At 40.6% G+C, this 12,814-nt stretch carries 10 protein-coding genes and 1 pseudogene; 7 read left to right on the forward strand and 4 right to left on the reverse strand.

Going from position 1 to position 12,814, the window contains the following annotated elements:
- The first annotated feature begins 101 nt into the window (after window positions 1-101).
- The 3 genes and pseudogenes from EJN84_RS02755 to EJN84_RS02765 all read left to right on the forward strand — a co-directional run bounded on the left by EJN84_RS02755 (window position 102) and on the right by EJN84_RS02765 (window position 2,966).
- Entirely contained in the window at window positions 102-1,211 is a 1,110-nt protein-coding gene (locus tag EJN84_RS02755) for a DNA polymerase III subunit (protein WP_129594003.1), read from the forward strand.
- Between the two features lie 83 nt (window positions 1,212-1,294).
- Window positions 1,295-2,500 (forward strand): annotated as a pseudogene (locus EJN84_RS02760) (PSP1 domain-containing protein); the annotation flags it as partial.
- Window positions 2,496-2,966 (forward strand): gliding motility lipoprotein GldH, encoded by a 471-nt coding sequence (locus EJN84_RS02765; protein WP_165004016.1) that lies wholly within the window; start codon window positions 2,496-2,498, stop codon window positions 2,964-2,966. The pseudogene EJN84_RS02760 and the gene EJN84_RS02765, both read left to right, overlap by 5 nt.
- A 41-nt stretch (window positions 2,967-3,007) precedes the next feature.
- Here the strand turns inward: EJN84_RS02765 and EJN84_RS02770 are convergent, their stop codons facing one another.
- The 4 genes from EJN84_RS02770 to htpG form a co-directional block, all read right to left on the reverse strand.
- Window positions 3,008-5,050, reverse strand: coding sequence for a TonB-dependent receptor (locus EJN84_RS02770; RefSeq protein WP_129594005.1), 2,043 nt, complete (start codon window positions 5,048-5,050; stop codon window positions 3,008-3,010).
- 460 nt (window positions 5,051-5,510) lie between these two features.
- Window positions 5,511-5,900, reverse strand: a complete 390-nt coding sequence (locus EJN84_RS02775; RefSeq protein WP_101487689.1) for a GxxExxY protein — start codon at window positions 5,898-5,900, stop codon at window positions 5,511-5,513.
- 654 nt (window positions 5,901-6,554) lie between these two features.
- On the reverse strand, window positions 6,555-7,505 hold the full coding sequence (gene coaA, locus EJN84_RS02780; protein WP_129594006.1) for a type I pantothenate kinase: 951 nt from the start codon (window positions 7,503-7,505) through the stop codon (window positions 6,555-6,557).
- Between the two features lie 115 nt (window positions 7,506-7,620).
- Window positions 7,621-9,513, reverse strand: a complete 1,893-nt coding sequence (htpG, locus tag EJN84_RS02785) for a molecular chaperone HtpG (protein ID WP_129594007.1) — start codon at window positions 9,511-9,513, stop codon at window positions 7,621-7,623.
- A gap of 472 nt (window positions 9,514-9,985) precedes the next feature.
- Here htpG and EJN84_RS02790 point away from each other — a divergent pair, with 472 nt between their 5' ends.
- The 4 genes from EJN84_RS02790 (at window position 9,986) to EJN84_RS02805 (ending at window position 12,813) form a co-directional block, all read left to right on the forward strand.
- Window positions 9,986-10,507, forward strand: coding sequence for an RNA polymerase sigma factor (locus EJN84_RS02790; protein WP_101487693.1), 522 nt, complete (start codon window positions 9,986-9,988; stop codon window positions 10,505-10,507).
- A 232-nt stretch (window positions 10,508-10,739) separates the two neighbouring features.
- Complete coding sequence (locus tag EJN84_RS02795; RefSeq protein ID WP_129594008.1) at window positions 10,740-11,585, forward strand: phytoene/squalene synthase family protein; 846 nt, start codon at window positions 10,740-10,742, stop codon at window positions 11,583-11,585.
- Window positions 11,582-12,133 carry an isopentenyl-diphosphate Delta-isomerase gene (gene idi, locus EJN84_RS02800; protein WP_129594009.1) on the forward strand — a complete coding sequence of 184 codons (552 nt, stop codon included), beginning with the start codon at window positions 11,582-11,584 and terminating at the stop codon, window positions 12,131-12,133. Before EJN84_RS02795 ends, idi begins: the two co-directional genes overlap by 4 nt.
- Window positions 12,134-12,159: 26 nt before the next feature.
- Window positions 12,160-12,813, forward strand: a complete 654-nt coding sequence (locus EJN84_RS02805; RefSeq protein WP_129594010.1) for a carotenoid biosynthesis protein — start codon at window positions 12,160-12,162, stop codon at window positions 12,811-12,813.
- The last annotated feature ends 1 nt before the right edge of the window (window position 12,814 follow it).

Below are 12,814 nucleotides of genomic sequence, written 5' to 3' on the forward strand. Positions count from 1 at the left end.
CAATAAGAATAAATCATCATAAGTGGCGGCATAAAAAGTCGTCACTTTTTTTGTCGGCGTATTTTCATTATTTTTGTGGAAAGTTTAGATAAACATTCGGTATGTATTTTCGCGACGTAATAGGATTGCACGATGTGAAACGACAACTTATCGACTCCGTTCATCGGGGATTTGTTCCCCATGCCCGTATGTTCTACGGGCCCGAAGGAGTGGGTAAGCTGCCGTTGGCTATTGCTTATGCCCGCTATCTCAATTGCCAAAATCCCGGAGAAAATGATGCCTGCGGCAAGTGTAGATCCTGCATTCAATTCGATAAGTTTGAACATCCCGATTTGCATTTTGTGTTTCCGGTGGTCAAATCGAAAGTTTCCGACGAGTATTTACCCGAATGGCGAGAATTTCTCTCTCAAAATGTTTATTTCAATCTCAATAAATGGCTCAACTTTATTGATGCGCAGAATGCGCAGGGAATGATTTACGCCAAAGAGAGCGACGAAATTATTCGCAAACTCAATCTGAAAGTGTATGAGGCAAAATACAAAATCATGATTGTATGGTTGCCCGAAAAAATGCACGAAGCCTGTGCCAACAAACTGTTGAAGATGATCGAGGAGCCACCCGGAAACACCGTTTTTCTGCTGGTTTCTGAGGATTTGGAAAATGTGCTGCCAACCATTCAGTCGCGTTGTCAACCGATTCACATTCGGGCTATCGAACACGATGAAATGCTCCAAGCTATTCGTCAACATTATTCTCTTTCGCCCGAAGAGGGCTTTTCTGTAGCACATATTGCCAATGGCAGTTTTTCGAAAGCTGTCGAAATTATTGAATCCTCGGACGAAACAAAAAGGTTTTTCGAATTGTTTGTTTCAATGATGCGCGCTTCTGTATCGCGAAACATCAAAAACGTGAAGACGGTTGCCAACGAAATTGCCGGAATCGGTCGTGAAATGCAGAAGAGTTTTTTGCAATACTGCCTGCGCATGTTCCGCGAATATTTTATCAATAATTTCAACGAACCGCAGATGGTTTATCTTAATAGCGACGAAGCGGAGTTTGGTGTACGTTTTTCTCCTTTTGTCAACGAGAGAAACGTGGAAGCTCTCAACGATGAGTTTTCGCTTGCCTATCGGCAAATAGAGCAAAACGGCAACGCAAGAATTATTTTTCTCGATCTTTGTCTTAAGGTTACTGTCTTGCTTTTAAAATAATTTCATACCTTGCAACGGTTTATCGAAACTCTTTTTTCAACCTTTTCCCGATAGCGGGAAACTCAATATAAATTTTTCAAATTATGGACAACGAATTCAATTCTTATGATTTTTCGGACGTTGTGCCCGAAAAGGAAACTACGATACGCAACACTAAGTGTTGTCACGGATGCACCCGACATGCCAATAAACTTCATACCTACGACTGGTTGCACGATTTTCCCGAAATGCAGGCTGCGACCGATATGGTTGAAGTTCAGTTTAAAAATACGCGAAAAGGTTATTATCTCAATAGCAACAAACTCGATCTTCACCAAGGCGATATAGTTGCAGTAGAGGCTTTTCCCGGGCACGATATCGGGACAGTTACGTTGACCGGTAAACTTGTGGAATTGCAAATGAAGAAAAACAATTATCGCGAGGATGTCAATGGCGGTGTGAAGCGAGTGTATCGAATTGCTCGGCACAGCGATATAGAAAAATATGAGCAGGCAAAAGCCAAGGAGCATTCCACGATGATTCGTTCGCGTCAGATAGCCGAAGAGTATGGCTTGCAAATGAAAATTGGCGATGTGGAATATCAGGGTGATGGCAGCAAAGCTATTTTTTATTATATTGCCGATGAGCGAGTCGATTTTCGCCAACTTATCAAGGCGCTGGCTGCCGAGTTCAAGGTCAAGATCGAAATGAAACAGATCGGTGCACGACAAGAAGCCGGTCGAATTGGCGGAATCGGACCATGTGGTCGCGAGTTGTGTTGCAGTGGATGGATGTCCAATTTTGTTTCGGTTTCAACCTCTGCTGCTCGTTATCAGGATATTTCTATCAATCCCCAAAAGCTTGCGGGACAATGTGGCAAACTCAAGTGTTGCCTCAATTATGAAGTGGATGCGTACGTCGAAGCACAAAAAGGTTTGCCGTCGCGGGAAATTGTGCTTCAAGCACAAGATGGGGATTATTATCATTTCAAAACCGATGTTTTTTCGGGTATGATCACATATTCGTCCGACAGACATAATGCTTCCAATCTGGTTACGATTCCAAAGGAACGTGTATTTGAGATCATTGCAATGAATAAGAAGGGTAAAAAGCCCTTAAAGTTGGAAAGCGATTCTCCGGATACACAATCCAAACAATCTTCTTTCACGAACGATCTTCTGGCAGATCAAAGCATTACTCGCTTCGATAGAGAGACTGGACGGAAGCCGGTCAAACGGAAAAAGCGTAACAAAAGGGATAATTCTCTTTCTTCGGAGAGTCAGAATGGGCAAGATTCTTCACCCGATGAGAAATAGTTTTTTGTCGTTATTGATAATATTTTTAATCGTTCTGTTGGCCGGTTGTGGTCAACAGAACGATATTTTTCGGTATCATCATATTCCAAACGGACGCTGGTCGAGCGATCAGACATTGGTCTTTATTTTCGATAGTATTTCCGACAAGGGGGATGCTTATCGAGTGGACATTGAGTTGTCCTTTTCCGATTTTTATCCTTATCGGAATCTGTATCTTACCGTCGGACGTAATCTCAATGATTCGGTCATGCATATCGATACATTGCAGTTTGCATTGGCTGAGGCCAACGGAAAATGGCTCGGAAGCAGTGCCGGAAGGCTTCATCAAATCACCTTGCCTTATTTGCAGCATGTTCGTTTCGATTCGGGGAAAACTGTTCGTTTTACCATTCAGCAGGCTATGACCGACAATCCATTGAAAGGGATCGAAAAGGTTGGCATCCGAATTTCCGGCGAATGATTGCAGTTTCCCGCTATTTTCCCCTCAACGTCCAACTATCTTCAAAATCTGATGTTCGCACCTCCCGATAGCCAAAATCCGGCTTGCGGAATATTGCCTAAATCGATGTATTTCTTATCGAAAATATTGTTGGCATCCACAAAAAAGCTCATTTTCTTCCATTGATAGGCTATTTTTGCATCGAGCACCGAAAATGGTTTGAAATGTACCGTTTCGGCCGGTTTCAAATCTACGTATCGCACATAGGTGCCGACACGGTCTTGCCAACGAAAATTCCACGAAAGGGACAAATTCTTCACGATTTCGTGTTGCAAACTTGCCGTGAATTTGTTTCTCAGACAGTTTAACGCATAATTAGAGATCAGTTCGTCTTTCAGCAAATTTTGACGGATATGCATATATCCGATCGAGAATGTTTGCAATGGTTGTTGTGAACCGAGCCATTCGGCCAAATTCAAGTTCACTGATGCTTCGAATCCCGTTTTGTCGAGTTTCGTATGATTGCGCGATTCCCACAAGGCATCCGGCGATGTTTTCACCCAATCGATCAGGTTGCGGCCGCGCATGTAAAATGCGGCCAAATCCGTTCTGAATATATTTTTTCGGTAATGCAGGCCTACTTCGAATGCCTCCGATCGTTCGGCTTCGAGGTCGGTATTCCCGATGTGTGTTTGGGTAGTGTAATAGAGTTCGGTGAAAGTTGGCATGCGAGTGGCAATGTTCCACGAAGCATAGAGTCGGAGTTCGCTTATTGGCCTGAAAGAGGCGTTGATAGCCGGATAAAACGAGAATTGATCGGGTAGGGCAGTGTTGTGGTTCAGCAGTCCTCCCACCGATAGGGTGTAGCGATCGAAAACAAAGTGATGTTCGGCAAAAAAACTGATATTCGTGCGATTATCCGAAAGCGTATAGTTGTCGATGGAGTCGCTCATGGCTTTTCCCAGCACATTGCTTAAAATACCTTCGTTGCGCATTTCTGCTCCAAAACTTGTGATTCCCAGTTTTGAAGCATATTGCATATTGAGATTGGCGCCAAAAACATCGCTTCGATGATAGTTATGTCCTTTATACCACGCAGGAATGTTGGGCGTGCCATCCCTAAAGAGTTGAAACGTGTCGTAGTGTCGGCTCCAGTATATTTGTGGCATTAGCTTCAACTTGCCCGTCGATTCTCCTTTCACCGAAAAGAAAATGCCTTTCGTATCGTCGAACTGATGAGGATATGTTGCCGAATAAAAGGTATTGGCTCCATATTTTTTATCGTTAAATCCGGCTTGAATGTCGATAGCTGCATCGTTTGTTCTGAATTGACTTTGCCAAAGTACATTGGCAATTTTGTAGTCGCTGTTGTCCATATACCCGTCAGAACGCTGATAACCGGCCGAAATAGTGTTCAACCAGGGTTGCGATTTTACGGCCAATCGTGCTTCAGCTTCGGCCAGTGCGTGCATACCGGCACCTGCTTCTATGAAAGCGTTGGAATGCGCATCTTTTTTGGTTATGATATTGATGCCGCCGGCAAAGGCGCTTGCACCATATACGAGCGATGAAGGTCCCTGCACGATTTCGATATGATCGATGTCCGAAAGATTGATGGGAATGTCGAAACTGTAGTGTCCGGTTTGTGGATTTGAAAGGTTAACGCCGTTTAGCAGAATGGCTACCTGATCGAAAGTGCCACCTCTAAGCGAAATGTCGGCTTGCACGCCATGCGGACCTCGTTGCTGAACATCTACGCCGGCAATATGTGTCAGCAAGTCCTGAATACTGCGAATGGGCGCTCGCTCAATATCAGCGGAAGTAATCAGAGTTACCTGCTTTGATGCCAGATTGAGCGGCAAATCGGCTTTCGTGGCAGTAACCACAATTTCATCGAGTTCCACCTCTTGAAGTGTGTCAGGGGCGATTTGTAATTCCGATTTTTCTTTCGGGTTCACCGAGACAGCGTGGGCGCTCGCCAAAGCACATCCCGATAAAACCCCGATCGTTACGGCTTTACCTAAACTGTTGAAAACACTGAATTTTTTGCGTGCAAATCGTTTGAAACGAAATGCCATGCCTGGTGATTTAATACTTTTTCTCATAACTTCTTCAATTAAAAAAATGTGAGTAAAATTTACAGATTATCAATAATTTATTCCTTATTATCAATTACTTTGGTGTTCTGAATGATAGCACACCGATGACACTGATTATACGGGCTAACGCCGATAAATCCGTTCCCATCTGTAACATCCGTGTAATTCGTGTTCTATTCAATAGCACACCTATAACACTGATTTGTGCGGAGTAATACCGATAAATCCGTTCCCATCTGTAACATTCGTGTCGTCCGTGTTCTATTCAATAGTACACCGATAACACTGATTATACGGGCTAACACCGATAAATCCGTTCTTATCTGTAACATCCGTGTCGTCTGTGTTCTATCCAATATACAGCACACCGATAACACTGATTATACGGATTAACGCCGATAAATTCGTTCTCATCTGTAACATCCGTGTATTTCGTGTTCTATATAATTTATCTATATCATCGATGTTACATCCTTTTCCTATCATTCGTAAATATTTTCCTTTTAAATTCCGGCCTTTTCCCAAAGTTCAACAATAAGCCTATTTCCTTATCGGTTGCCTTCAAATAATTGATAAGTTGCAGCTCATGCTCTTCAATCAAACACTCGGCAGCCTTTAGTTCTATAATAATAGTATCTTCAACAATGATATCGGCAAAATATTCACCTACAACACTTTCTGAGTAATATACGCTGATCGGCCGTTGTTTTTCGGCATATATTCTCTGTTTATAAAGTTCGACCATCATCGCATTTTCATATACTTTTTCAAGAAACCCAAAACCAAGTGTATTATAAACGGTATAAAAACAACCCAGTATTTTGTTTGTAAGCTCTTTATGTAATATTTCGTCCATAATTTATTATTTCCATATTCTGCCAATAACATTTGTCTCCGTGTTTTGAATAATAGCACACCGATAACCCTGATTATACGGATTAACGCCGATAAATCCGTTCTCATCTGTAACATCCGTGTAATTCGTGTTCTATCCAATATACAGCACACCGATGACACTGATTTGTACGGATTAATACCGATAAATCCGTTCTTATCTGTAACATCTGTGTCGTCCGTGTTCTATTCAATAAATTCAATAAATAGCACACCGATAACACTGATTATATACGTATCAACACCGATAAAATGTGTTCTTATCTGTTCTATCTGTGTTCCCCTCGCAAACTTTTCCTCTTCCAATTCACATAATCAAATTCCTTGTGTTGACAAATTTCGCCAAAGTTACTTCAGCCATTCAAAATAATATTAACTGAGAGCCGTAAAATTTCGTCAAACTTGACGAAAAAACTTTTTATTCGGTTAAATAATTCATAATGGCTCACGAGTTTTTCTCGCACTCGTCTGACAAAAAGAATGATTGTCTCGCTATTTTCCCTGTTTTTACCTCCGACGCTCCTCCCAGTCTCCTCCCAGTCTCCTCCCACTCAACCATTACCTTCAATTATAGAAGTCGGTGCTTCCAACAGAAATTGACGGTTCGAGATAATTTTCACATTTTTCGTATCCTTACCCCTCTGACAAAATGGCATTCACCTTTCTCGAGAATCAGATGAGCTCTGAATCGAGTAGGGAGGATATTTTCTTCAAGGTTTGGGCGATTTATTTCGTCCCAAACTTCGTTGGCAAATTTTACCAATTCTTCCTCAGAGTAATCCGCATAACGGTGAAAATATGACTTCGGATCTTGAAAAGCCGTCTGCTGAAGTTTCTTGAACCGATCGATATACCATTGACGTAAATCTTTTTCACTTGCATCCACATATATTGAAAAATCGAAAAAATCGGAAACGAATACTCTTCGTCGTGGTTTCTTATTCATCGGAACTTGCAACACGTTAATACCTTCAACAATCAGAATATCCGGCTTTTGAATGATTTGCACTTTGTTGGGAATCACATCGTAGTACAGGTGCGAATATACGGGCACTTCCAATTCATCGCGTCCCGATTTTACGCTCGCCAGAAACGATAGAAGGCTCTTGGCATCGTAGCTTTCGGGAAAACCTTTTTTGTTAAAAATACCTCGTCGTTCGAGTTCGGCATTCGAAAATAGAAAACCATCGGTTGTTATCAATTCAACTTTCGGGTTTCCCGGTGTCATCGACAACAATTTTTGGAGCACGCGTGCCGTAGTACTTTTGCCTGCAGCTACGCTCCCTGCAATTCCGATGATATAAGGAATTTTCAGACTATTGTCTTTGAAAAACTGATCGCGTTCGTTGTGAAGGTTTTGGTAGTGCGTAAGATGAATTTGCAACAGACGCACCATTGGCATATAAATTTCTTCGATTTCTTCGATCGTCAATGGTTCATTGAGTGCCTGCAATTGCGTGAGATCGATTCCCGTAACGGGGAACATGGGATGTTCTTCGAGTTTGCTCCATGCTTCACGCGTAAAACTTCGAAATGGCGAATAGGTAACCTCGTAGGTTTTGTTCATTGGTTTCTCGTTTTGTGGCGTAAAGTTACGGAAAAAGGAATTTACACAAAAAAACCGATAAGCATTTTTTAGCTCATCGGTTTACTCGAATAGTATAGGTGCGTAGTTGTCTCTCTTACATTAAATCGATACTTCGTTTGATGAAGTCGCTCAGAGCTTCGCCTTTCAGCATTCCGTTCGAAAGAAGCGCCAAGTCTATCATCTGTTTCAATTTTTTATTTTCCGAAGCATACGCTTTCATGTCGTCTTTTTCCCTGTTTTCAACTTCGTTTATCACTTGTTTGATGAGTGGGTGATTTACATTCAGTACAACCTGAAACATGTCGGGCATTTCGCCATAAAAAGCCATTCCCGGCTGCATAGCCGACATTTCTTTCATCCGTCGCGAAAATTCGTTTTGGGTGATTTGTACCGGCTTGTCATTTTCGCTTAATGCCTTGAAATCGACATCGAATTCAGCTTTTGTAACTGTTGGCAGTAACGATTTTACGGCTTCCGTCATATTTTCTTTTTGCTTGTCAGTCAACTCTACGTTTGCCACATCCTCCTTTTGAATGAGATGATCAATCGTATCGCTATCCACTCTCACGAAGCGGGTTTTTCCGAATTTTTGCTCGATCATTCCCATCCAGTGGATATCGAGTTGCCCATCCATAATCAATACGTCGTAGCCCTTGCTTTTAGCTGCATCGATGTGAGCATACTGATCGTCCTTGCTATTGGCATAAAGATAAACCAATGTCCCGTTTTTGTCAGTTTGTGCCCCTTCGATGAGGGTTTTATATTCATCGAGGGTAAAATATTTATCGTCGATATTTTTTACAAGACAGAAATTCACTGCTTTCTCGTAGAATTTGTCTTCGGTCAGCATTCCGTATTGTACGAAAAGCTTCAGACTATCCCATTTCTGTTCGTATTGTGGCCGGTCTTTCTTAAACAGTTCTTCGAGTTTATCGGCTACTTTTTTGGTGATGTGATTCGATATTTTCTTGACGTTGCTATCGCTTTGCAGGTACGATCGTGATACATTCAGCGGAATATCCGGAGAATCGATTACGCCGTGAAGCAAGGTCAAAAATTCGGGTACGATGCCTTCCACCGAATCGGTTACGAATACCTGATTGCAATAGAGTTGTATTTTATTTTTTTGCAGGTCGAGGTTACTCTTTATGCGCGGGAAATAAAGAATTCCGGTGAGATGAAACGGATAATCTACATTGAGATGGATCCAGAACAGGGGTTCATCCATGCTCATCGGATAAAGTTCGCGATAAAATTTCAAATAATCTTCGTCTTTCAGCCCTGCCGGTTTTTGTTTCCATAAAGGATTGGTATCGTTGATGACATTATCCTCATCCGTATCGACATATTTCCCGTCTCTCCAGTCTTGTTTTTTCCCGAAAACAATAGGTACGGGCAAAAATTTGCAATACTTGTTGAGCAAATATTCAATTTTTTCTTTTTCGAGAAAGTCTTTGTTTTCGGAATCGATATACATAACAATATCTGTTCCGCGATCGGCTTTGTCTGCCGCCTCAATTTTGTATTCGGGAGTGCCCTCACTGGTCCATTTTACGGCTTGCTCGCCCTCTTTGTATGATTTTGTAATAACTTCTACCTTTTTGGAAACCATGAAAGTAGAATAAAATCCCAGTCCGAAATGGCCTATAATGGCATTAGCATCCGATTTATATTTATCGAGAAATTCATTTGCCGACGATAAGGCAATTTGATTGATATATTGATCTACTTCATCGGCTGTCATGCCGATTCCGCGATCGGAAACGGTGATGGTTTTTGCCTTTTTGTCCACCGAAACACGTATGGAGAGATCGCCTAACTCACCCTTGAATTCACCTATGTCCGCCAATGTTTTGAGCTTTTGAGTAGCATCTACGGCATTTGAAATCACTTCACGCAAAAATATTTCGTGATCACTGTAAAGAAATTTTTTGATGATGGGGAAAATATTTTCTGTAGTTACCCCGATTTGGCCTTCTTTTATCATAGTTGAAATGTTTTTTTGTTTCTGTGTTAAGCTTTTGCAAATAGTGTGCCATTCGGTTTTCGAATTCTTCTTGATCTCGAATTAATTCTATTTGGGTATTTATTGAGGCTCAATCGGTTAACTTAGTTTGTTAAATTCGAGTTTTTGTAGTGTATTTTCTGTATTTATAATTTAGATCCAATTTAAATTACAAAGATATTTAAAGGTATTTGAATAATTTATCTGCTATAATTGTATTATAAATAAAATCAATCGTTAATAAAGGGTGCTTCTTACGCTTAATTATATATTTAAATATCAGAATATCAGGAATAAATAAACTGTTAAATTTTTATTAACACTATTTAGGCGTTTTAAGATAAAAAACAGTTGGGATATTCGGAAATATATATTATCTTTGTTGAGGATGAAAGAAAAATGAACAGCGAAAAATCATTTTTTCTTGATTCAATAACACAAAAAAACATGTCTTATGAAAGCAAATGATTCCTTCGAAAACAAGCTTCTTGGATTACAGGACAACATGCTTAATTTTGCCTTAACTTTAACTGCGAATCGCGAAGAAGCAAAAGATTTGATGCAGGAAACTACACTTCGTGTATTGGACAACAAGGAAAAGTATTACGAAAACGTGAATTTTAAAGGATGGGTTTTCACCATCATGCACAACATTTTCGTAAACAACTATCGAAAAGTAGTGAGAAGCCAAACCATTATCGACAAATCGGAAAATTTATATCATCTCAACTTGCCTCAGGATTCGGGCTTTGATACTCCTGACGGAGCTTACACTATCAAAGAAATAAACAAAGCGATTAACAGTTTCACGGATGAGTATAAGATTCCATTTTCGATGCACGTTGCAGGCTACAAATATGAAGAGATAGCCCAGCATCTTGGCCTTCCCATCGGAACTGTCAAAAGTCGAATCTTTTTTGCACGCAAACGTTTACAGGAAATTCTGAAAGATTTTCGTTACTACAAAGAAATTTAAAACGTAATATCCCGCGTGATGACTGAAAGCGTCAATTTGGCGCTTTCTTTTTTTGCTCCTTTTGTCCAAAATTCATTTATAAACCCTACTCCTAATCGGCTAATAATAATGAAAAAGACACGAAAATTTTACCCGTTGTCGGCAAAGTTTTTAGTTAAATTCAATTTTTTTGTTTGATTATTTATTTAGACCAATATCTTTGCAAAATATATCATTTTCACACTCGTTTTTTATGGGCATAGATTTTTTCAAGCGCACGAGCTACCAAATCTCGAAACTGATAACTCGAAAGTATAGCACTTCATTTTCTTTGTCCGTTTCATTGCTCGACAACGCCGAACGCGACGCTATTTATGGCATTTATGGTTTTGTGAGGCTTGCCGATGAAATTGTCGATACCTTCGATGCTTCTTTCGATCGTAAATATCTTTTGGATAAACTGAGGGAAGATGCTCAATATGCCATTCTACATGGAATCAGCGCCAATCCGATCATTTTGTCGTTTGCCGATACAGTCAATAAATACAAAATCGATTGGTCATACATCGATGCTTTTTTGCGAAGCATGGATTATGATTTGGTAAAAACGGACTACAGTACTCGGGAAGAATTGACAGACTATATTTATGGTTCGGCCGAAGTTGTGGGTTTGATGTGTTTGAAAGTTTTTTGCAAAGGGGATGAAACTTTGTATGATCAACTTTTCAAGTACGCCAGAAGTTTGGGGTCGGCTTTTCAGAAAGTTAATTTTTTGCGAGACATTAGCTCCGATACCAACGAGTTGGGTAGGATTTATTTTCCGGAACTCACGCAATCACATTTGAACGAAGAAGTTAAATCTATCCTCATTCGTTCCATCGAGCAAGATTTTGCTCATGCCAAAATTGGGATAGACCGATTGCCCGGAAATGCAAAAATTGCCGTATTGCTGGCATATCGTTATTACCTGAGTTTGCTCGAAAAACTGAGAAAAACACCTGCCGATCAGATTTTGCATCGACGTATTCGAATATCGGATACAAAAAAAATGCTTATCCTTTCGAAAGTTATTATTTCTAACAAATTAAAAATTGCATGATAATCAATCCTGGCGACTTGGTTGTTCTGGTTGACGAAAACGACAATGAAATTGGCTTGATGGAGAAACTTCAAGCTCATACTGTCCCGGCTTTGCATCGGGCTGTTTCGGTATTTATTTTCAATTCGAGAAAACAAATGCTTCTTCAGCGCCGAGCCGAAAGCAAATATCATTCTGCGAGCTTGTGGACCAATACTGCCTGCACGCATCCTTATCCGGGTGAATCCAATTCTGTAGCTGCTGCTCGACGATTGAAACAGGAGATGGGGCTCGAAACCGAATTGAGGGAGATATTCCGTTTTATATATCGGGCCGAAGTGGGGAAGGGGCTGATTGAATATGAATACGATCATGTTTTTATCGGATTTTCCGACGAATTACCCAAACCTAATCTCAACGAGGTATGTGAATATGAATATATCGATCTTGCGGATTTGAAAGAAAGATTGCAGAACGATCCCAACCGGTTTACCGTGTGGTTTCGCAAAATAATGGATGAGTTCTCGACTCATTTTCAGGAAACTTCAGAAATTAAATCGGCCATTTAATCGTCATACCTTCATATTTCGAATTTATGGAATGGAACATCTTCCCCAAAAATAAAATTCCTCTTGGAGAAGTTAAGCGATTCGTTTTACTGTTTTACGCCATTGGCTTAATTGGTTTTATTCTGCCTTTCTCGCGAGAGATTTTCTCGGCCATTACGCCATTTGCGATGTTGTTGGGGATTTATCTGCTCGCCGTTTATCATACCGATTATAATCGCAAAGCGATGATTGCATTTTCAATCATTTTTTTGCTGGGATTTTCGGTTGAGGCCATTGGCGTGAATACGGGAGCAGTTTTTGGAAGTTACACATACTTAAGTGCAATGGGAATAAAAGTATGGGGTACTCCGCTCATTATCGGACTCAATTGGCTCTTCCTGAGTTATACGGCTACTTCCATCCTCGATGAAGCCAAATTGCCCGCTTGGACGGTGTATTTTTTAGCTCCTTTGCTGATGGTCGCTTATGATTTTTTTCTCGAAAAATCGGCTCCGGTGCTTGATATGTGGTATTGGTACGGTGATACGGTTCCTTTTCGAAATTATGTGGCATGGTATGTGATCGGTTTTTTGTGCGTTGCGATTTTGAAGATGTTTGGAGTTAATACGCAAAATATCCTGTCCAAATTATTGTATTTTGTCCAATTTCTATTTTTTGTGCTTTTGTCGATAATTGTTTGAG

This window comes from Seramator thermalis, from assembly GCF_004138125.1.
Taxonomy (GTDB): Bacteria; Bacteroidota; Bacteroidia; order Bacteroidales; family Dysgonomonadaceae; genus Seramator; species Seramator thermalis.